Genomic DNA, 20,806 nt, shown 5'->3' with positions numbered 1-20,806 from the left:
CCGCCGCCGGCGCGGCAGCCGGCGCCGCGGCCGGGGCCCGAGCCGGTGCGGCAGCCGCATCAGCCGCGGCTTCAGCCTCGGCCGGTGCGGGATGGCAGACCGGCCCAGCGGAATCGGCAGCGAGCGGCAGCACATCGGGAACCACATTCGACGGAACAGGTGCCCGCGCCGGAACCGTCGAAAGCGATTCGGGATCCACGGCCGCCTCGACGCCCGACCCGCGTCTCGAGTCCAACCGGGCGCTGCATGAGGCCGACCTGGTGCTGAACGAGTTCCGTCAGCAGCTGCGCGCGGACCTGCGCCAGGCTGCCACACGGTCCGGCGTGCCGACCACGCTCGTGCCGGAACTTCGGGCTCGCCTGGTCGAGGTGCGCGCGGACATCCTCGCCGCCCTGCACCGGCAGCGCGGCCACTAGCCCGGAGCGGTGCAACAGCACCCCCACCCCCCACACAGAACACCCTCGCCAGCTGCGCGGGTGTTCTGTGTGTCACCGTCGCAACCGGGTCAGACGGCACGGACCGCGGTCTCCTCGGCGGTGGGGTGGGCGCGGTCGGTGCATCCCGCCGAACGGTCGATCGCGTGCAGGGACATCAGGGCGCCGCAGATCGGGCAGACCGGGCGCACCCGACACGCCCGCACGGCGGCCGACTCCCCTGGATTTGACAGAGGAATCCAAGGGAGTAGTGTCGTCCCTCGTGACACCAGAGGGAACCCCCCAGGCACCAGAAACACGTTCACCGAAAAGGTGGATCATCGGCGACCCGCTCTCGACCGAAAAGCTCGACGGCCAGTTGCTGCCCAAGCACCTCGCCCTCCCCATCTTCGCGAGCGACCCGCTGTCGAGCGTCGCGTATGCGCCGCAAGAGCTCCTGATGATCCTGACGCTCGGTGGGCTGGCTTTTCTCAGCTTCGCGCCCTGGGTCGCGGCGTGCGTCGTGCTACTGCTCGTCGTGGTAGTCGCGTCGTACCGCCAGCTGATCAAGGCCTACCCGTCCGGCGGCGGCGACTACGAGGTCGCGCACAAGAACCTCGGAGAGAAGGCCGGCCTCGTCGTCGCGTCCGCCCTGCTCGTCGACTACGTGATGACCGTGGTCGTGTCGGTGGCCAGCGGCGTGGACAACATCATCTCCGCACTGCCGGGCCTGGCGCCGTTCCGGGTGGAGTTCGCGGTCTTCTTCGTGATCCTGCTCGCGGCGGTCAACCTGCGCGGCGTGCACGAGTCGAGCAAGGCTTTCGCCATCCCCACCTACCTGTTCATCGCCAGCGTGCTGCTGATGGTCGTCGTGGGCCTCGCTCGGGTCGCCCTCGGCGATACCCCGATGGCCGAGTCGGCGAACTACGACGTAGAGGCCCAGAGCCTGGCCCAGTCGGCGTTCATCCTGCTGCTGCTGCGCTCCTTCGCGAGTGGGTGCAGCGCGCTCACCGGCGTCGAGGCGATCGCCAACGGGGTGCCCGCGTTCAAGCATCCGAAGGTCAAGAACGCCCAGCGCACGCTGGTGCTCATGGGCGGCATCGCCATCACGCTCTTCATCGGCCTGACCGCGCTCGCGCTGTTCTCGAAGGTGCACTACGCGGAAAATCCCTGCGACCTGATCGGCTGGGAGGAGTGTGCGACTTCCCCGCAGCGCAGCCTGATCGCCCAGATCGCGGCGGCCACCTTCGGCAACAACTCGATCATGTTTTTCGTGCTCCAGGCCGCGACCGCGGCGGTGCTGCTGCTGGCCGCAAACACGGCGTTCAACGGCTTCCCGCTGCTCGGCTCCGTGCTCGCCAAAGACTCCTACGCCCCGAAATCGCTCAGCACCCGCGGCGACCGCCTGATCTACTCCAACGGTGTGCTGCTGCTGGCCCTCTTCGCCTGCATCATCCTGGTCATCTACCAGGCCAACCTGACCGTGCTGATCCAGCTCTACATCATCGGCGTCTTCGTCTCCTTCACACTCGGGCAGACGGGCATGGTGCGGCACTGGCTGACCCTGCTGAAGACGAACCCGCCGAACCGGGCATCCATCATCGCCAGCCTCTCGATCAACGGCTTCGGCGCGCTGCTCACCGGCGTGGTGCTGATAGTGGTCACCATCACCAAGTTCACCCACGGCGCCTGGCTCGTCTTCGTTTTGATGCCTGTGCTGTTCACCCTCATGCTCGGCGTCAACCGGTACTACCGCGACGTCGCCAAGGAAATCGAAGTGGATGCCGACACCATCTTCGGCTCGTCGGGCGACCACGCGATCGTGCTGGTCGGCAAGATGCAGAAGCCCGTGCTCAAGGCGTTGGACTACGCGATCGCGGCCCGCCACGAGAGCATCGAGGCCGTACACATCTCCGTCGACGTCGACGAGACCAAGGCGCTCAAGCGCGCCTGGGTGCAGCAGAATATCCAGGTGCCGTTGCGCATCGTACAGTCGCCCTACCGGGATATCAGCTGGCCTCTGATCAGCTACATCAAGGATCGGCGCGAGGACCACGGCTCCGAGGTCGTCACCGTGTACACCCCGATCTACATCGTGGGCCACTGGTGGGAGGGTCTGCTGCACAACCACAAGGCCCGGCGGCTGCGCCAGAAACTCATGCTCGTGCACGGCGTCACCATTGCCCTGGTGCCGTGGCTGCTCGACTCCTCCGAGCTCATCTACGGCCGGCGCTCCCGGCCCGTGCCCGGCCAGGACCGCCGCGGCGAGCCCGTGCGCCCCCGCCCGATCCCGCGCCGCCCGCTCGCTCCGGCGACCAAGGACATCTCGATCCGACCCACGCCGGTCGTCGGCACGGTTCCGCCAAATTCCCGGCCGTCCGCCGCGCGGCGCCGCAAGAGGAAGTAACGGATGCGCCTTGCTCCCGGCGTCTTTCTCGGCGGCATGGTCGGCACGGGCCTTCGACTCGGCATCGATCAGGCTCTCCCGCACGCCGACACCGACTTCACGGCGAGCACGCTGATCGCCAACACGATCGGCGCGTTCATCCTCGGCTGGCTGGTGGCAGGCCTGTGGACCCGCCCGGGCCTGCCGGCCTGGGTCAAGGCCGCCCTCGGAACGGGGGTGCTCGGGTCGTTCACGACCTACTCCGCCGTCATGGTGTCCCTGGTCGCGCTCGGCGCGGCCGGATTCCCGACTCTCGGCTGGATCTACCTGGCGGCCACTCTGCTGCTGGGGTTCGGGGCCGCGGCCCTCGGCCTGCAGCTGGGGGCGCAGCTTCGACACCGCGTGTTGCCGGACATTCCGGATGCCGGGAGCACTCTGTGAGCACCTGGCTGGTCCTCGGCGTACTCGTCACCGGTGGCGCGGCGGCGGTCATCCGTTACTTCGTCTCGCGTGCCCTCCCCGTCGGCCCCGGGCGGCTGCCGCTCGGCGTGTTGATCGTGAACGTGGCCGGATCGTTGATCGGCGGCGTGGTGCTCGGTCTCTCCGAGCGTGCCGCGGTGTCCGCCGACGTGCAGCTGATCCTGTTGACCGGGGTCTGCGGCGGCCTGACCACGTTCAGCACCTGGAGCGTCGAGACCGTCGAACTGACGCTCACCGGGCGTCGGCGAGCTGGCATTGTCAACCTGATCGGCACTCTCCTGCTCGGGTTCCTGGTCTGTGGTGCGGGCTACCTCCTCTCCCGCTGAGGTACAGTGAAGGAACGCTGATTGTGAACGTGCTCGGCGAACCGCTGCTCAGGATTTGCATCCTCGGCCCGTTCGGCCCGCCATGCTAAACTGACGGCTAGTTTTCACCATATTCGGCAACTCCCGGGAGACGTTCCTCTCACCCGGCCTGGCATCGTTAGGGGGTCTCGCATGGGGCGCGGCCGTCAAAAAGCAAAGCACACCAAGGTTGCCCGCGAGCTGAAGTACTTCAGCCCGGACACCAACTACAACGCGCTTGAGCGCGAGCTCACCGGGCATCCGGCCAACGACCCGCGCCTCGATGAGGACCTGGCGAAGTGGCCGGAGTACGAGGCCGGCAAGCCCGGCAAAGACACCGACGACGAAGCCGACGCCGACGACCAATACGTCGACCATTACGCCACCGAAGACGAGCAGAAGCGCGCCTGACGCTCGGCTCATCTCGGCTCGGCTCATCTCATCTCGGCTCGGCTCGGCTCGGCTCGGCTCGGCTCGGCTCATCTCGGCTCGGCTCAGCTCGGCTCATCTCGGCTCATCTCGACTCGGCTCGGCTCGCCTAGCTTTGCTCCCCCGCGGCCCCGTGCCTCAGCGGGTGCGCGCAAATGGCCGCCATCGTTTCACCGATGGCGGCCATTTACGCGCACGGGCCGCCCGGCGGGCGCCCGACGGGCTGCCTGCTAGAGCGCGTAGCCGCCGACCAGGCGCACGGCGCCGCCGTTCACGCCCTTGGCACCCTGCTCAAAGCCCGCGAGGTCGTGCGGGGCGGTCGAGACACGGCCGGCCACCCAGGCCGGCACTCCCTCGGTGGCGAGGCGCGCGATGACGGATGACGCCGATTCGGCCGCGACGACGGCGAACATGCCGACACCCAGGTTCCAGGTGCCCTCCGCGCTCTCGAGCGAGGAGCCGGCGAGTTCGCTGAGCACCCGGAAGACCGGGGACGGCGACCAGGTGGACCGGTCGACCTCCACCCAGGCGCCGAGCGGGAGCACGCGAGCGAGGTTCGCCGCGATGCCGCCGCCGGTGACGTGGCTGAGCGAGTGCACGACGCCGGCGAGCTCCGGGTCGGAGATCACGCCGAGCAGCGGCCCGGTGTAGAGCCGCGTCGGCTCGAGCAGGACCTCGCCGACCACGCCTCCGAAATCGGCGGACGTGTCGGTGTAGCCGATGCCGCGGTTGGCGAGGATGTGCCGCACGAGCGAGTAGCCGTTGGAGTGCAGGCCGGAAGAGGCCAGCGCCACGACGACGTCACCATGGCGGACCTTCTCCGCGCCGAGCACCTGGTCGGCTTCCACCACGCCGGTGGCGGCGCCGGCCACGTCGTAGTCGTCAACGCCGAGGAGGCCGGGGTGTTCGGCGGTCTCGCCGCCGACGAGTGCGGTGCCGGTGGCGGCGCAGGCGCGGGCGATGCCCGCGACGATGTCCGCGATCCGCTCGGGGACGACCTTGCCGCACGCAATGTAGTCGGTCATGAAGAGCGGGCGGGCCCCGACGACGATGATGTCGTCGACGACCATGCCCACAAGGTCCTGGCCGATCGTGTCGTGCTTGTCGATGGCCTGGGCGATCGCAACCTTGGTGCCGACGCCATCCGTTGACGTGGCCAGCAGCGGGCGCGTGTAGCCGGTGAGGAAGGAGACGTCGTAGAGGCCGGCAAAACCGCCGAACCCGCCGAGCACCTCGGGACCGTGCGTGTTCGACACGGCCTCCTTCATCAGGGAGACGGCGAGGTCGCCGGCCGTGGTGTCCACTCCGGCCGCCGCATAGGATGCGTTGCTCATTCTTGTCTTCCTGGGTCGCCGATCGGGGGCTTACCCTGTGTGACCAAGGATTCTTCGCGCAGTGCTTCCTGGCGCAGTGAGGTGGGGGCGAGCAGAGGCTCGAATTCCGAGTCGGGGCCCGGGTCGCATCCGTTCGAGGCGGCGGCCGGACGTTCCAACAGGTTCTTGCCCAGGTGTGCTGAGTCGGGCAGCGGGATCGGATAGACCCCGGTGAAGCAGGCCGTGCATAGGCGTTCGGGCGGCTGCTCGGTGGCGGCGATCATGCCCTCCGGTGAGAGGTACCCGAGCGAGTCGGCGCCGATGGCCTGGCGCACCTCGTCGACGCCGAGGCCGGTCGCGATCAGTTCCGCGCGGGAGGCGAAGTCGATGCCGTAGAAGCAGGGCCAGGTGATCGGCGGGCTCGAGATGCGCACGTGCACCTCGGCCGCACCGGCCTCCCGCAGCATGCTGACCAGGGCACGCTGGGTGTTGCCGCGCACGATCGAGTCGTCGACGACGATCAGCCGTTTGCCCTTGATCACGGCCTTGAGCGGGTTGAGCTTGAGCTTGATTCCCCGCTGGCGGATGGTCTCCGACGGCTGGATGAAGGTGCGCCCCACGTAGGAGTTCTTCACCAGACCCTGGCCGAACGGAATTCCGGATGCCTGCGCGTACCCGATCGCGGCCGGCGTGCCGGACTCGGGGGTCGGGATGACGAGGTCGGCCTCGACGGGGTACTCCTGGGCGAGGCGACGGCCCATCTCGACCCGCGCCTCGTGCACGCCGCGGCCGGCGATGGTGGTGTCGGGCCGGGCCAGGTAGACGTACTCGAACACGCAGCCGGCGGGCTTCGCTTCGGCGAAGCGCTGCGTACGCAGGCCGTCCTCGTCGATGGTGATGAGCTCGCCCGGCTCGACCTCGCGCACGAAGCTGGCGCCCACGATGTCGAGGGCGGCGGTTTCGGATGCGACCACCCAGCCACGCTCGAGGCGGCCGAGCACCAGCGGGCGCACCCCCTGCGGGTCGCGGGCGGCGTAGAGGGTGGTCTCGTCCATGAAGACGAGGCTGAAAGCGCCGCGCAGACGCGGCAGAACCTCGAGCGCCGTGGCTTCGAGGGTGTGGTCGAGATCGCCGGTGAAGAGGGCGGTGATCACTGCGGTGTCGGTGGTGTTGCCGCGGGCGAGCTCGCCCTCCACCTTCGGGTAGCGTTCGTGCACGAGCTGCAGGAGCTCGGCCGTGTTGGTGAGGTTGCCGTTGTGGCCGAGGGCGACCGTGCCGCCCGAGGTTCGGCCCAGGGTGGGCTGGGCGTTCTGCCAGCTGGACGATCCGGTGGTCGAGTAGCGGGTGTGCCCGACGGCGATGTGGCCGATCAGTGTGCTCAGCGCGGCCTCGTTGAAGACTTGGGAGACCAGGCCCATGTCCTTGTAGATCAGGATCTTCGAGCCGTCACTCGTGGCGATCCCGGCCGATTCCTGGCCCCGGTGCTGCAGGGCATAGAGGCCGAAGTAGCTGAGCTTAGCCACCTCCTCACCGGGAGCCCAGACGCCGAAAACGCCGCAGGCATCCTGCGGCCCCTTCTCTCCGGGGAGTAGATCATGGCCTAAAAGTCCGTCGCCGCCAGCCAAATCGGTGCCTCTTCTACTATCAGTGCTCGGGGAAGTGTGTGCTGAGAGTTGTGGGGTAACCGGGAGCTTCTCCGCTTCGGTCCGGTGAGCCGTGTTGTTGGGACGGGCGGGTTGAGCTAGCCCCGATCAGAATTCGACGAGTCGGATACGGCATCCGGAGACTCGGAATCGCTCGGACCGACAGCTGCCATTCTATCGACGACGACCGTCTTCCCGCGGCGGGAGATGACACGGTCGATGATGATGGCGACGACGGCACCCAGGGCGACGCCCAGCGTGAGGAACGCGAGCAACAGGAATCCGAAGACCTGGGTAGCCCCGAACTCGGCGTTCTCGGGAAACACGACCGTGAGAACCAGGGCCGCGATCGCACCGATCAGGGCGCCGAGGAGCATGAAGTTGAAGAAGCGGGGCGAGCGCCGCACGGTGACGGTGGACTTGTCGACGATCGATTCGCCGGCACTCTCACCGGTGCCGGAATCGGACTCCTGCTCGGGCTGTTGGTCTGAGATCACGCTTTCATTCTCGCACGCCTGGTCGGTCCTGCGGCTGTGTGTTGGCTCTGCCCGGCGGATGCCAGCCTGCCCGGATGAATGAGATTGCGGTACGCGGGAGCGCGAACATCGACCTCGTCGTGCGGCAGCCGCGGCGGCGCGTCAGGGTGGCGCGGTGGACTTCCGCGGACACGGAGGTTCAGTGTTCGGCGATCACCGCGGCGGCCGGTGGACGATCCACCACGGCCGAGCCGAGCGCCCCGGTCGCGCCTGTCACAATGACCGCACCTCTCAGGATCCCTTGACCTGTGCGAGCAGTCCAGCGAGCTCGGTCAGTGCGTCATCGGTCAGCGTGTCGAACCATGGTGCGGAGCGTTCTATCGCGAGAGTTTCGAACGCCTCGACCTGGGAACGCGTGACTCCGGTGAGCCTGAGGAGCCGCACCCGTCCGTCCTGGTCGGATGCGAACTGCTCGACCAGGTCATGCTCGCGCAATTGGTCGACGAGTTGAGTGATGGCCCCCGGTGTGACGTGCAACAGTGCGGCAAGCCGGCCCGGAGTGACAGAGTCCTGCGCGTGAGCGAGGACGAAGAGGACATCCAGCTGGGTGCGTGTGAGGACCGTGCTGCCGAACGGAGTCGATCGCGGGCTCGCGATCGACCGCGACAGACGAACGACCGCCGCCAGGACCTCCCCCATCTGCCCGGACCGGTGCGAGGTGAGCAGGTGCGCCGATTGTGTCATGCGCTGATAAACGGCATCTGCCCGATGAAGGTGCGATCCTCCACCTGGGTGAGGATGAAGTCCGCGAGATCATCTCGACTGATCTGGGTGCTCGCATCAACGCCCACCCATCCCACTCGGTAGGTTCCAGCACCCGGCTTCTCGGTCAACCGCGGACCACGAACGACCGTCCACTCCAGCCCGGACGCCTCGAGCACCCGAAGGTGCTGCTCCGCGTCGGCGAGAACATGCCCGGACAGGGTCTTCAGCAAGAACCTGATGACGCGGTCTGCGGGCCCGGGCCGGTCCAGTGGAGCGGTTAGCCCGCCGCCCGACAGGGTGACGATCCGCTTTACTTCGTGCCGCCCCATCGCGTCCACGATGAGCTGGTTGCCCTCGGTCTGCAGGGTCGGCGGCGACCCCTTGACCTGCCCGAACAGGCTGAGCACGGCGTCTGACCCCGCCACCGCCTGATCCACGGCATCCGCGTCCAACACGTCACCGCGAATAACCGTCAGAGCCGGCGACGTGGTGACGAGCTTGGCCGGATCACGCACCAGAGCCCGCACCTTGCATCCAGCGGCAAGAGCTCGCGTCAGCACGCGATGACCGGTCTTACCGGTCGCACCGAACAAAGCAATCACTGTCATGAGAATTAGTTTAGTCGCTAAATGTTGTGATCGGATGATGCTGCCACCGAACCACAACGACGGGGAAAACTAACGAGGGAGAAAAGGGGGAGTCGCGTCCGAGACGGAGGTGGGAGGCGTCAGAGAAGCGGTAGGTGCCCGACCAGGTCGGCGCGCTGGCCGGAGGCGGCGATGCGACCGGATGCGATGCCATCAGCCCACGAGAGCGTTCCGATGGCGAGGGCGAGCCAGGTGGGGGCATCCGTCTCAATGACGTTCGGCGGTGTGCCGCGGGTGTGGCGCGGACCGGCGATGCACTGCACGGCCCCGAACGGCGGCACGCGAACCTCGAGTGTGTTGCCGGTGGCCTTCTCGGCGAGCAGCTGCAGCGTGTACCGAACCGCCAGGGCACGGATGTCTCGGCTCGCCTCACCCTGCTGCGCCGCGTATTCGCGCACCGCCGCGCGCCCCACGCCGTCGTCAATCCTCGCTCGTGCCACGCCACCAGTCTGCCTCCTGTCTGCGGTCCGTGCCGGCCGCCCGCTCCTTGCGCCGCCAGCCCACCTCGCGCGCATGCTGCGCCGCTGCGCGCCTGGCACACCATGCGCGTATCGGCGCAGCATGGGCGCAGCGCTCTTGCGCCAATGCCCGCTGTCCGCCGCCCGCGCGGGGCTACGCGGCATCCGCTAATCTGACGGGGTGAAGATTCTGGTCCTCGGTTCCGGTGCCCGCGAGCACGCCATCATCACCGCGCTGCTCCGCGAGGAGCCGCGCCACGACATCGTGGCGGCGCCAGGCAATGCCGGCATCGCCCGGGATGTGCCGGTGATTCCGCTCGACCCGGCCGACCCCGAGCAGGTCACGAACTACGCGAATCTCAACGGCATCGAGCTCGTCGTGGTGGGGCCGGAGGCGCCGCTCGTCGCCGGGGTCGCCGATGCGCTGCGCACCCGGGGCATCCCGGTATTCGGTCCGGACCGGGCCGCAGCCGCCCTCGAAGGCAGCAAAACCTTCGCCAAACGCATCATGGACGCCGCGGGCGTGCCCACCGGACGCGCTGAACGCGCCGGGTCGCTCGCCGAAGCCACGTCCGCACTCGACGAGTTCGGGGCGCCCTACGTGGTGAAGGCCGACGGCCTCGCCGCCGGCAAGGGCGTGCTCGTCACCGTGGACCGTACGGCCGCGATCAACCACGCCACCTACTGGCTTCAGCACGGCAGCGTGCTGATCGAAGAATTCCTGGACGGGCAGGAGGTCTCCCTCTTCCTGCTCAGCGACGGCCACAGCGTGCTGCCGCTCTCCCCCGCCCAGGACTACAAACGCCTCGGCGACGGTGACCTAGGCCCGAACACCGGCGGCATGGGCGCCTATTCGCCGCTGCCCTGGCTCGACGCCGAATTCGGCAGTGAACAGGCTTTCGTAGACGAGGTCATCGAAACGATCGCGTTGCCCACGGTGCGCAAGCTCGCCGCCGAGGACACCCCCTTCATCGGTCTGCTCTACTGCGGCCTCATTCTCACGACCGAGGGCATCCGGGTGATCGAATTCAACGCCCGATTCGGCGACCCGGAGACCCAGGTGGTTCTACCGCGCCTGGTCACGCCACTGTCGGGTCTGCTGCTCGCGGCCTCCACCGGCGGCCTCGGCGGCCTGGCCCGCCCGGTATTCTCGGCTGACGCCTGCGTCACGGTCGTGCTCGCGAGCGAGAACTATCCGGATGCGCCGGTCACCGGACGCGCTCTCACCGGCCTTGCCGCGGCATCCGCTGTGCCCGGCGTCAGTATTGCGCATGCGGCGACGGCCGTCGTCGACGACACCCTCGTGTCCACCGGCGGACGCGTGCTCAGCGTCGTCGCGGTCGGCGACGGCTTTACGGATGCCCGCGCCCGCGCCTACGAGGCGCTCACCCTGATCACGCTTGAGGGTTGCCAGTTCCGCACCGACATCGCGGCCCGCGTCGCCGCTGTCGCCCGCTGAGCCCGCGTCGCCGGTGTCGCCCGCTGAGCCCGCGTCGCCGGCGTCGCCCGCCGAGCCCGCCGAGCCCTCGTCTCACTGGCCCGGCTGAGCTGTCGCCGCCCGCTGTTTCCGTGGCCAACTCAGGAGATCCATTCGGCGAGCGCTGAGAACACCCGAGAACACCAGGCCGGATGACACCGGCAGCGCAAATCTCCTGAGTTAGCCCCTCCCCCTGGGATCCTCGGCACGGAAGCGCGGCACGCCGCGGGCGGCACGAGCCCGGCACGAGCCCACGCCGGCACCGCGTTGGCGCGGGCACCGGCCGGTGCGCAAGAATATAGCCGTGACCGCACTAGACCAGCCCGCCGCATCCGCTCTGCCCGACCTGCCGGGATGGCGTCACGCCTACTCGGGCAAGGTGCGCGACCTCTATGTTCCGGATGCCGCGGCCGACCTCGCGACCGCCGCACGCGTGCTCGTGGTCGCCAGCGATCGCGTCAGCGCGTTCGACCACGTTCTCGAGCCCGGCATCCCGGGCAAGGGCGAACTGCTCACCACTCTCAGCCTCTGGTGGTTCGACCAGCTCGTGGGCTTCCCCAACCACCTCGTGCCGGACCACACCGTCAACGGGGCTGTGACCAGCCTGCTCCCGTCCGCCGTTGCCGGGCGCGCCATGCTCTGCAAGACCCTCGACATGTTCCCGATCGAATGCGTCGTGCGCGGGTACCTGACCGGATCGGGCTGGAAGGAATACCAGTCCACCCAGACGGTGTGCGGCATCCAACTGCCTGCCGGCTTGCAGAACGGCGACCGCCTGCCCGAACCCATCTTCACCCCGGCGTGGAAGGCCCCGATGGGCGAGCACGATGAGAACATCTCGTTCGAGCGCACGGTGGAGCTGGTCGGGGCCTCCGTTGCCGACGAGCTGCGCCGCCTGTCGCTGGAGATCTTCGGCCACGCCTCGGCGATCGCCGAGAAAGCCGGGGTCATCCTGGCCGACACGAAATTCGAGTTCGGCGCCGACCGCCTCACGGGCGCCATCACGCTCGCCGACGAGGTGCTCACCAGCGACTCGAGCCGCTATTGGGACTCCTCGCTCTGGCAGTCCGGCACGACCCCGGAACAACGAATGGCCAGTTTCGACAAGCAGATCGTTCGAGACTGGCTCGCGGCCAACTGGGACCTGACCGGCACACCGCCGGCACTTCCGGCGGAGATCATCGGGCAGACCGCGGCCCGTTACCTGGAACTGCTGGCGCGGCTGACGCACGCGGCTTCCGCGGCGGGCGCGGCGTAGGCGCGGCTGCGGTGGCCCGCGTTTCTCCGCGGGCACCGCACCGTCGCTGGGTTTCCCCGCAGCCGGGCGTGCCGTCGCGAGGCGTCACGGCCCGGCGGCCACGGGCCGCAAACTGATACGCTCCGGCCATGCGAATCAAGATGTGCAGCGTCCACGTGAACGATCCGTCCGCCGCGTTCGACTTCTACACGTCCGTGCTCGGATTCGAGAAGCTGATGTCCATGCCGGAGCACCAGCTGTACATCGTGAAGTCCCCGGAAGACCCCGACGGGGTCGGCCTCCTCCTCGAGCCGAGCGACAACAAGGTCTACCAGAAGTACGCTCAGGGCATCCGCAGCCTCGGGCTGCCGGCCATCGTGTTCGGCACACCGGATGTGCAGGCCGAGTACGAGCGACTCCGCACCCTGGGCGTTCAGTTCGCCGGCGCCCCCAGCACGGATGCCTACGGCACCTCCGTCATCTTCGACGACACCTGCGGCAACCTGATCCAGCTCCACGAAGACGAGCAGTAGCGAGCGCCCGGACTGCTGGGTCGCGTTCTGCGCTCCGACCCGCTCCCGACTCCCGATCCCCCTACAACTCCCGACTCCACCTCCCGACTCCAATCTGGGGCTAACTCAGGAGATCCCGACCAAGGCCGTCCCCGGGGTCACTGTTTCCGCGGCGGATGGCGTCCGATCGCGACCGTGCCGCCGGATCTCCTGAGTTAGCCCCCGCCACGCGGCGCACGACCGGAATACCGAGCCCGGATCATCCGTTGGGGCCAGTGTGAATCGATTTGCGAACGATCTGCTGCCCGCATCCACCGGCATGGGCGCGGTGACCCTGCGGGTGGGCGACCTCGACGCCATGATCACGTATTACCGCGACGCGGTGACCCTCGAGCTACAGAGCCACGAGGGGCCGGTCGCCGTGCTCGGGCGCGGAACCACACCGATCGTTGTTCTGCAGCACGCCCCGGAGCTGGCCGCCGCCGAGCCCCGCTCGAGCGGGCTGTTCCACACCGCCATCCTCTTCGATACGCAGGCGCAGCTCGCCGCGGCCGTCTACTCGGTGGGCACAACGCATCCGGGATCGTTCACCGGCAGTGCCGATCACCTGGTCAGCCAGGCCTTCTACTTCACCGACCCGGAGGGCAACGGCATCGAGCTGTACTGGGACCGCGACCGCACCGAGTGGAGCTGGACCCACGGCCAGGTCGAGATGGCCACCCTATACCTCGACCCGAACACCTTCATCGGCGAGCACCTGACCCGGGACGGTCAGGCGCATCCGTCGGTCGGCAACGCCATCGTCGGGCACGTGCACCTTTCCGTCGGCGACGTGGGCACGGCCCGCGAGTTCTACGTGGACCGCCTCGGCTTCGAGGCGACGGCGACCCTCGGCGGCCAGGCCCTGTTCGTCTCGGCCGGCGGCTACCACCACCACACGGCCATGAACACCTAAGCGCCGGCGCCGGCAAGCGCCGACTGGCCCTCGGGCTCGGCGAGGTCGATATCATCCTGCCGGGCTCCGACGACATCGGCGCCCTCAACGAACGGATGTCCCACTTCGGCGTGCAGACCCGTCACGACGGGCAGACCCTCGGCTTCGACGACCCGTGGGGCAACCAGATCGTGGTGCGCACGAAGTAGCCCGCGGTCCGCACGGCGTCAGCGCGGCGCACCCCGCCGACGCCGAACGCAGATGTCCTATGCGCCGGCCTCGGGCGCAGCGCCGGCTCCCGGCGCCGCACCCGTGCCGCGGGAGGCCACCCGGGTGGCACGGCGGCTCAGGCCGTGCACGGCCGCCTGGTATTCCTTGGCTCCCAGCGGACGTCCCGGCAGCTTGGGCCGGCCCCGGTCGACGGCCCGCAGCCCGTCGAGCACGATCGACAGCTGGCGCCGCCACTGGCCGGTGTAACCGCCGCCAAGGGTGCCGAGCGAGCCCACCATGGTGACGAGGACCGCGAGGTCGACCGCATCGACATCCGTTCGGAGGTCGCCGTCGCGTTTGGCCTGCGTGACGAGGGCCGACAGCACCGCTTTGAACGAGGCCGCCTTGCCGCGCGCCGGGTCGACCGTCTCCATGCGCTTGAGGATGGGCGGCAGCGACGGGTCGGCGACGAGCCACTCGGCGACGCGTTCGGTGTAGACGACGATGCCGTCCCACGCGGTGGGGGCAGCCGCGATCTCGTCGCGCACCGAGGCCAGCTCGGCGAGGGAGATGTCGTGCAGGGCCCTGACCAGGTCGTCCCGGGTGGAAAAATTGCGGTACAGCGTGGCTACGCCCACGTCGGCGCGGCGGGCGATCTCCTCCAGCGAAGCGTCAACGCCGTGCACCGCGATCAGTGCCCGCGCCTCAATGAGGAGACGCTCACGGTTCTGCCGGGCGTCACGCCGTCGAGGCTGCGCCCCATCCTGCGGGGTCGATTCGGGCGAAGTCATGACCCTGAGTCTAGGTCCCGAACCTTGGCATCGCGGAGGCTCACCTCCACGCCTCCCCCTGGCAGGTGTCAGCCAGTTGCGCCGGGCCGGGGCTGTCCCGCACAATGCAGTCAGCACCCGAACGAAACGGAGCACCATGTCGGTCGAGCACAACACCCGCGAGTTCGATCCCGAGATCGTGACGGATTTCCGGGAGCGGATGAGTTACGGCTCCTACCTCGATCTGGACACCCTGCTCGGTGCGCAGAAGCCGGTCAGCTCACCCGAGCACCACGACGAGCTTCTGTTCATCATCCAGCACCAGACCACCGAGCTCTGGCTGAAGCTCGTGCTGCACGAGCTGCGCGCCGCGACCGCGTTCCTGCGCCAGGACCAGATCGCCCCGGCCCTCAAATGCATCGCCCGGGTCAAGCACATCCAGCGCACCCTGACCGAGCAGTGGTCGGTGCTGGCCACGCTCACGCCCAGCGAATACGCCGAGTTCCGGCATTTCCTGGGCAACTCGTCCGGGTTCCAGTCGTATCAGTACCGGGCCGTCGAGTTCGCGCTCGGCAACAAGAACCGGCGCATGCTGAGCGTGTTCGAGAGCGATCCGGATGCTCACGCGATCCTCTCCGAGATGCTTGCGGCCCCCAGCATCTATGACGAGTTTCTGCGCTACCTGCACCGGCAGGGGTTCGCTATCCCGGCACCCGTGCTGGAGCGCGACGTCACGGAGGCGTGGGTGCTGCATCCGGAACTCGTGGCCACCTTCCGCGGGATCTACGAGAACGCGGGCGAGCACTGGGGTGCCTACGAGGCCTGCGAGGAACTCGTCGACCTGGAGGACAACTTCCAGCTCTGGCGGTTCCGTCACCTCAAGACCGTGCAGCGCATCATCGGCATGAAGACCGGTACCGGTGGGTCGAGCGGGGCCGCCTTCCTGCAGAAGGCGCTCGAGCTGACCTTCTTCCCCGAGTTGTTCGCCGTGCGCACCGAACTCGGCACATGAGGCACGGATGACCGGCGGCCGGCCAGGCGGATCGGTGCCAGGCGGATCGGTGCCGGGCGAACCGGTGCCGTGCGGATCGGTGCCGGGCAGGACGGTCGGCAGGACCGTCGGCAGGACGGTCGGCAGGACCGTCGGCAGGACGGTCGGCAGGACCGTGCTCCTGGGCTTCCTCGATGCGCATGTGCACCTCGCGCTGATCGACCCGGCTCCGCTCACCGCGGCCGGCATCGCCCGCGTGCTCGACCTCGGCGGGTGGACGCCGCCGAGGTCGACGCTTCCGGTCGAGTCCGACCCGGGTGCTCGACCTCGGCGGGTGGAGGTGGGCGCGGGAGAGCCCCAGCGAGCGGGGCGTCCCGCGAGCGCGGTCCTTCCCGAGACCGTGTTCGCGGGGCAGTTTCTCGCCGCGCCGGGCGGCTACCCGAGCGAACGGTCCTGGGCCCCGGCAGGCAGCGTGCGCTTCGTGGCCCAGGCAACGGATGCCGCGGCCGCCGTCGACGACCAGCTGGCGCTCGGGGCATCCGTGATCAAGGTCACGCTGAACGGCGACGCCGGGCCAGTGCTGCCGCGCGCGGTTCTCGCGGCCATAGTCGGGCACGCCCACGATCGCGGGGCCCCCGTTCTCGCCCACGCCGAGGGGGCCGGCCAGGCGCTCCGCGCGTTCGAGGCCGGGGTGGACGCCCTGGCGCACACGCCGTTCAGCGAGCGGCTGGGCGACGAGGTGATTGCGGCCATGGCCAGGCGAATGGCATGGATCAGCACCCTCGACATCCACGGCTGGGGCGAGCCGACCGACGACTTCGATCGCGCGGTCGACAATCTGCGCCGCTTCCACCGGGCCGGCGGACAGGTGCTCTACGGCACCGACCTCGGCAACGGCCCGCTGCCGCTCGGGCTGAACCGGCGGGAGATCAACGCGCTGCTCGGCGCCGGCCTGAGCGGCGACGACGTGCTGCGGAGCCTGACCATGGGAAACCTCGGCGGCTTCCGGACCGTGCTGCGCGGCCCAACAGGCAGCGAGCGCCTGGTCACGGTGCTGCGTGGCAAGCGCCCGGCCGACCCGGCCGCGTTCAGCGCCTGGCTCGGCACCGCCCGGGCGATCAGCCCGGTCGACCTCGGCGACCTCGGCGACCTCGGCGACCTCAGCACCCTCGACCCGCCGGATTCCTGAGCGCACCCCCGACCGCATCCACCGCCGCACGGCCGTCCGCGCTTTCCGTAGTCGCGCGGTCACCCGCGTGGGTGGGATACTTCCAGCGCGGCACGGTGTCGGCGAGTCCCCGGGAAGCGCGCATCGCTGCGAGAGATGGCTGCCCATCATCCGTTCGACCTCGAGGAATCCAGATGACCCCCCACACCGACACCAGCCCCGCCGGCAACGGCAGCCAGGATGCCCAGCTCGCCTTCGCCCGCCGGATGGACCGCATCGACGGGCTCGGGCACTACCGGCGGCAGTTCGTCGGCATCGAACCCGACAGCGCGACCGGGCACACCCCGAGCCTCGTCGCCTACCTCGACGGCAACTCCCTCGGCCGGCCCACCCGGGCCAGCGTGGCCCGGATCACCGAGTTCCTCACCCACGACTGGGGCACCCGCCTGATCCGCGGCTGGGACGAGGCCTGGCTGGACCTTCCGCTGAAAATCGGCGACGACATTGGCCGCGCCGCCCTCGGTGCCGCGCCCGGCCAGGTCTTCGTCGGCGACTCGACCACCGTGCTGCTCTACAAGTTGGCGCGGGCGGCCGTCGACTACCTTCGCGTCGACGCGGAACCGACGCGCACCGAGATCGTGCTGGACACCGACAACTTCCCCACCGACCGCTACCTGCTCGAGGGCATCGCGGCCGAACGTGGCATGACGCTGCACTGGATCCACTCCGACCCCGCGAGCGGCGTCACAGTGGAGCAGGTGCGGCAGGCCGTGGGCCCGCAGACAGCGCTCGTGCTGCTCAGCCACGTGGCCTACCGCTCCGGTTTCCTTGCCGATATGCGCGAGATCACCGCGGTGGTGCACGCCGCGGGCGGCCTCGTGCTCTGGGACCTCAGCCATTCGGTCGGCTCCGTGGTGGTCGAACTCGACCTGTGCGACGTGGACCTGGCCGTCGGCTGCTCCTACAAATACCTGAACGGCGGCCCCGGCGCCCCCGCGTTCGCCTATGTGCGCAGCGACCTGCAAGACGTTCTCACCCAGCCGATTCAGGGCTGGATGGGAACGAAGGATGTCTTCACGATGGGCCCGGGGTATGTGCCGGCCAACGGCATCCGTCGTTTCATGAGCGGAACCCCGCCGATCGTGGGGATGCTGGCCATGCAGGATTCGCTCGCGATGATCGAGGAGGCGGGCATCGACCAGGTGCGCGCCAAGTCGGTGGCGCTGACCGAGTTCGCGCTGACCCTCGTGGATGTCTGGCTTGCCCCGATGGGCGTGACTGTGTCGTCGCCGCGAGAGCCCACGCACCGCGGCGGTCACGTGACCGTGAACCACCCCGCCATGCGGCAGGTGACGCAGATTCTGTGGGAGCACGATGTGATCCCCGATTTCCGCATGCCCGACGCACTGCGCATCGGCCTGTCCCCGCTGAGCACAAGCTTCGTCGAGACCTTCGAGGGGGTCGCGGCGATCCGGGACGTGCTGCGCGGTGTGCTGCTCGGGCAGAGCGGGCTTGCCGGCGGAGCCAACGGTGGTCTCGGCACCGGCCTGGGCACCGGCCTGGCCGGTGCGCTCGGCGTCCCGGGGGTCGGCCTGTAGGATCGTGGAATCCACCCCCCGACGCCTCCGGAGTGAGCTATGCCAACAATCGTCGTAGAAGTTATGCCCAAGGCCGAGCTGCTCGACCCGCAGGGGAAGGCCGTCGCCGGCGCCCTGGGTCGCCTCGGCAAGACCCGTTTCACCAGCGTTCGCCTGGGCAAGCGGTTTGAACTCACCATCGACGGCCACGTCGACGACGCCGTGCTCGCCGAGGTGCAAGAACTCGCCGACACCGTGCTGTCCAACACGGTGATCGAGGATGTCATCGGCATCCACGTGCTGGAGGCACCCGCCGGAGAGACGCACTGATGCGCATCGGCGTCGTCACGTTCCCCGGTTCGCTCGACGATCGCGACGCCGCGCGCGCGATCCGCTTGGCCGGCGCCGAGCCCGTCGCCCTCTGGCACGGCGAGCACGACCTGCACGGCGTGGACGCGCTCGTACTGCCCGGCGGCTTCAGCTACGGCGACTACCTGCGCTGCGGCGCCATCGCGAGCCTCTCTCCGATCATGGCGGAGGTCATCAGCGCGGCCAACAGCGGCATGCCCGTGCTCGGTGTCTGCAACGGCTTCCAGATGCTGACCGAGGCGCACCTGCTCGAGGGCGGCTTGATCCGCAACGACCACGGCTCGTTCATCTGCCGCGACCAGAAATTGCGCGTCGAGAGCGCCCTCACCGACTGGACCGGTGGTTTCGCGGCCGGCCAGGAGATCACCATCCCGCTCAAAAACGGCGAGGGCGGCTTCATCGCCTCCGCCGACACGCTCGAGCGCCTCGAGGGTGAGGGCCGCGTGGTCGTGCGCTACGTCGGCATGAACCCGAACGGCTCACTCAACGACATCGCCGGCATCAGCAACATGCGCGGCAACGTCGTCGGTCTGATGCCGCACCCCGAGCACGCGGTCGAGCCGGGCTTCGGCCCCGACACCGTCGACGCCATGCGCAGCGGCACCGACGGGATCACCTTCTTCACCTCCGTGATCGAACGGATGCTCGTCAGCGCGTAACAGCGTCCGCACCATGCGGTTGTCGGCGCGCCGGAGCGCCGGCGCGCTAGCCTGTCAGGGTGACGTCTAACAGCGGTGTGCGTGTGGGTGCCGCTGTCCGAGGGATGCCGCCTGGCTACTTCGCGTTGGTCATGGCCACGGGGATCATCTCGGTCGGGATGCACCTGATCGGCGTCCAGACGCTCAGCTTCATCCTCATGGTCGTGTGTGCCGCGGCCTACCTGATTCTCGTGGCGCTTACCGGGTGGCGGCTCATCGCCTATTCCGCGGCCTTCCTTGCGGACATGCACGATCCCCACCGCGGATTCCAGTTCTTCACTTTCGTCGCCGGCACCAACGTCCTGGCTGCCCGTCTCGCCATCGAGGGCTGGTTCGGCCTGGCGACAGTTCTCCTCGGGGTGTCCGGAATCACCTGGCTGTTGCTCGGCTACGCTCTCCCGTGGTTCGCGGTCCTGGGCCGCAGCGTGCGCCCCGTGCTCAACGCCGCGAACGGGACCTGGTTCATCTGGGTCGTCGCCAGCCAGTCGGTCGCCGTCGTGGCGGCCTCGTTGGAGCCCGTGTCGGGCGATGCCAGGGCACTGCTCGCAGTCCTCGCGATCTTGTCCTGGTCGGTGGGCATCTTCCTCTACGGTGCCGCGGGTGTTTTCGTATCCTTACGGCTGGTGCTCTATGACATCCGGCCTGAGCAGTTGGACCCGCCCTACTGGGTGTCTATGGGCGCGTGCGCGATCACGGTGCTGGCCGGTGCCCGCATCGTCGAAATGGCGGACGCCCCGATGGTGACCGCGACCCGGGGGCTCGTTGCGGGCGTCTCCGTCATGTTCTGGGCGTTCGCCACCTGGCTCATCCCCGTGCTCATCGCGGTGGGGTTCTGGCGTCACGTCACACACCGAGTGCCACTGCGCTACGAAGCGACGCTGTGGAGCATCGCATTTCCCGTCGGGATGTACGCGGTCGCCGGAATCTACCTGGGCCAGGCCGATGACCTTCCACTGGTCGGGCAGATCGGGACCGTCTCACTCTGGGTGGCTCTCGTGGTGTGGTTGGTCATGTTCACCGCGATGGTCCGCCAGCCGCTGCGGGCAGGTGGACTGTTTCGTGGATCCCCTGACCCGCGGCACCTGACCGTTGAGCCCGCAGTCACCGGCCAACCGAGAAAGTGAGAACCGACCCGTGCAGAAAATTTCGATCGAGGCGTTCGCCCGCGAACACCTGAAGGCAGCCGCAGCCGGCACCAGTGGTCGCGCAGCCGGAACGGTCTTCGGCGGCCACGAGAAGGTGATGCGTCAAACCGTCATCGCGCTGCTGGCCGGAATCTCCCTGAGTGAGCATGAGAATCCGGGTGAGGCGACGGTCTATGTCCTCAGCGGGCGCGTGCGGCTAAGAGCCGGCGACGACGTCTGGGAGGGGCGCGCCGGTGATTTCCTGATCGTTCCGGACGCACGGCACAGCCTTGAGGCGGTCGTAGATTCCACGGTCCTGATGACCGTTGCCAAGAAGGGCTAGAACGCCAGATCGAGGACCGCCGCGACAGGCGCGCAGCGGTCC

The 20,806-nt window shown here is 68.6% G+C and carries 21 protein-coding genes and 2 pseudogenes; 16 read left to right on the top strand and 7 right to left on the bottom strand.

The features are described from left to right. The 5 genes and pseudogenes from E3T25_RS16640 to E3T25_RS04255 all read left to right on the top strand — a co-directional run. A pseudogene (locus E3T25_RS16640) lies at positions 1-416 on the top strand (hypothetical protein); the annotation flags it as partial. 280 nt (positions 417-696) lie between these two features. Beyond that, a complete protein-coding gene (locus E3T25_RS04270; protein WP_134372386.1) occupies positions 697-2,820 on the top strand; it encodes an APC family permease in 2,124 nt (707 codons plus the stop codon). Between the two features lie 3 nt (positions 2,821-2,823). Next, a complete protein-coding gene (locus E3T25_RS04265; RefSeq protein ID WP_134372384.1) occupies positions 2,824-3,240 on the top strand; it encodes a fluoride efflux transporter FluC in 417 nt (138 codons plus the stop codon). After that, complete coding sequence (gene crcB, locus E3T25_RS16635; RefSeq protein WP_166784841.1) at positions 3,237-3,605, top strand: fluoride efflux transporter CrcB; 369 nt, start codon at positions 3,237-3,239, stop codon at positions 3,603-3,605. The genes E3T25_RS04265 and crcB overlap by 4 nt, the downstream gene beginning before the upstream one ends. A gap of 171 nt (positions 3,606-3,776) precedes the next feature. Then, positions 3,777-4,034 carry a DUF3073 domain-containing protein gene (locus E3T25_RS04255; RefSeq protein WP_134372380.1) on the top strand — a complete coding sequence of 86 codons (258 nt, stop codon included), beginning with the start codon at positions 3,777-3,779 and terminating at the stop codon, positions 4,032-4,034. A gap of 248 nt (positions 4,035-4,282) precedes the next feature. Here the strand turns inward: E3T25_RS04255 and purM are convergent, their stop codons facing one another. From purM to E3T25_RS04225, 6 genes are all read right to left on the bottom strand, one after another. Beyond that, on the bottom strand, positions 4,283-5,386 hold the full coding sequence (purM, locus tag E3T25_RS04250) for a phosphoribosylformylglycinamidine cyclo-ligase (protein ID WP_104099463.1): 1,104 nt from the start codon (positions 5,384-5,386) through the stop codon (positions 4,283-4,285). Further along, positions 5,383-6,990, bottom strand: a complete 1,608-nt coding sequence (gene purF, locus E3T25_RS04245) for an amidophosphoribosyltransferase (RefSeq protein ID WP_104099462.1) — start codon at positions 6,988-6,990, stop codon at positions 5,383-5,385. Before purF ends, purM begins: the two co-directional genes overlap by 4 nt. Positions 6,991-7,106: 116 nt before the next feature. Further along, positions 7,107-7,505, bottom strand: coding sequence for a hypothetical protein (locus tag E3T25_RS16975; RefSeq protein WP_174843922.1), 399 nt, complete (start codon positions 7,503-7,505; stop codon positions 7,107-7,109). A 270-nt stretch (positions 7,506-7,775) separates the two neighbouring features. Continuing rightward, entirely contained in the window at positions 7,776-8,228 is a 453-nt protein-coding gene (locus E3T25_RS04235; protein ID WP_134372378.1) for a MarR family winged helix-turn-helix transcriptional regulator, read from the bottom strand. Then, positions 8,225-8,857, bottom strand: a complete 633-nt coding sequence (locus tag E3T25_RS04230) for an NAD(P)-dependent oxidoreductase (RefSeq protein WP_134372376.1) — start codon at positions 8,855-8,857, stop codon at positions 8,225-8,227. The genes E3T25_RS04235 and E3T25_RS04230 overlap by 4 nt, the downstream gene beginning before the upstream one ends. Positions 8,858-8,976: 119 nt before the next feature. Then, entirely contained in the window at positions 8,977-9,336 is a 360-nt protein-coding gene (locus tag E3T25_RS04225; RefSeq protein WP_134372374.1) for a sterol carrier family protein, read from the bottom strand. A gap of 199 nt (positions 9,337-9,535) precedes the next feature. Here E3T25_RS04225 and purD point away from each other — a divergent pair, with 199 nt between their 5' ends. The 4 genes and pseudogenes from purD (at position 9,536) to E3T25_RS04200 (ending at position 13,723) form a co-directional block, all read left to right on the top strand. Then, positions 9,536-10,813, top strand: a complete 1,278-nt coding sequence (gene purD, locus E3T25_RS04220; protein WP_134372372.1) for a phosphoribosylamine--glycine ligase — start codon at positions 9,536-9,538, stop codon at positions 10,811-10,813. Between the two features lie 355 nt (positions 10,814-11,168). Then, on the top strand, positions 11,169-12,089 hold the full coding sequence (locus E3T25_RS04210) for a phosphoribosylaminoimidazolesuccinocarboxamide synthase (RefSeq protein ID WP_134372392.1): 921 nt from the start codon (positions 11,169-11,171) through the stop codon (positions 12,087-12,089). Between the two features lie 128 nt (positions 12,090-12,217). Further along, positions 12,218-12,601 carry a VOC family protein gene (locus E3T25_RS04205; protein ID WP_104099457.1) on the top strand — a complete coding sequence of 128 codons (384 nt, stop codon included), beginning with the start codon at positions 12,218-12,220 and terminating at the stop codon, positions 12,599-12,601. Between the two features lie 298 nt (positions 12,602-12,899). Further along, positions 12,900-13,723 (top strand): annotated as a pseudogene (locus E3T25_RS04200) (VOC family protein). A 57-nt stretch (positions 13,724-13,780) separates the two neighbouring features. Here E3T25_RS04200 and E3T25_RS04195 read toward each other — a convergent pair. Further along, on the bottom strand, positions 13,781-14,515 hold the full coding sequence (locus tag E3T25_RS04195; RefSeq protein WP_166785940.1) for a TetR/AcrR family transcriptional regulator: 735 nt from the start codon (positions 14,513-14,515) through the stop codon (positions 13,781-13,783). Between the two features lie 136 nt (positions 14,516-14,651). Here E3T25_RS04195 and kynA point away from each other — a divergent pair, with 136 nt between their 5' ends. From kynA to E3T25_RS04160, 7 genes are all read left to right on the top strand, one after another. After that, positions 14,652-15,506, top strand: coding sequence for a tryptophan 2,3-dioxygenase (gene kynA, locus E3T25_RS04190; protein ID WP_134372368.1), 855 nt, complete (start codon positions 14,652-14,654; stop codon positions 15,504-15,506). Between the two features lie 154 nt (positions 15,507-15,660). Further along, the gene (locus tag E3T25_RS04185) at positions 15,661-16,674 is read left to right on the top strand and encodes an amidohydrolase family protein (protein WP_134372366.1); all 1,014 of its coding nucleotides are present in this window, start codon (positions 15,661-15,663) and stop codon (positions 16,672-16,674) included. Between the two features lie 173 nt (positions 16,675-16,847). Beyond that, complete coding sequence (locus E3T25_RS04180) at positions 16,848-18,251, top strand: kynureninase (RefSeq protein ID WP_134372364.1); 1,404 nt, start codon at positions 16,848-16,850, stop codon at positions 18,249-18,251. Positions 18,252-18,290: 39 nt separating this feature from the next. Further along, the gene (gene purS / locus E3T25_RS04175; RefSeq protein WP_104099452.1) at positions 18,291-18,560 is read left to right on the top strand and encodes a phosphoribosylformylglycinamidine synthase subunit PurS; all 270 of its coding nucleotides are present in this window, start codon (positions 18,291-18,293) and stop codon (positions 18,558-18,560) included. Next, positions 18,560-19,258: a phosphoribosylformylglycinamidine synthase subunit PurQ gene (purQ, locus tag E3T25_RS04170; RefSeq protein WP_104099451.1), complete on the top strand. Its 699-nt coding sequence runs from the start codon at positions 18,560-18,562 to the stop codon at positions 19,256-19,258. Before purS ends, purQ begins: the two co-directional genes overlap by 1 nt. A 59-nt stretch (positions 19,259-19,317) precedes the next feature. After that, positions 19,318-20,421, top strand: a complete 1,104-nt coding sequence (locus tag E3T25_RS04165; RefSeq protein WP_104099450.1) for a tellurite resistance/C4-dicarboxylate transporter family protein — start codon at positions 19,318-19,320, stop codon at positions 20,419-20,421. A 10-nt stretch (positions 20,422-20,431) separates the two neighbouring features. Continuing rightward, positions 20,432-20,764: a cupin domain-containing protein gene (locus tag E3T25_RS04160; protein WP_104194316.1), complete on the top strand. Its 333-nt coding sequence runs from the start codon at positions 20,432-20,434 to the stop codon at positions 20,762-20,764. Positions 20,765-20,806: the final 42 nt, after the last annotated feature.

This window comes from Cryobacterium sandaracinum (assembly GCF_004403415.1).
GTDB classification, from domain to species: Bacteria; Actinomycetota; Actinomycetes; order Actinomycetales; family Microbacteriaceae; genus Cryobacterium; species Cryobacterium sandaracinum.
The sequence above is the reverse complement of the archived record's forward strand: the minus strand, read 5'-3'. Positions and strand labels throughout refer to the sequence as shown.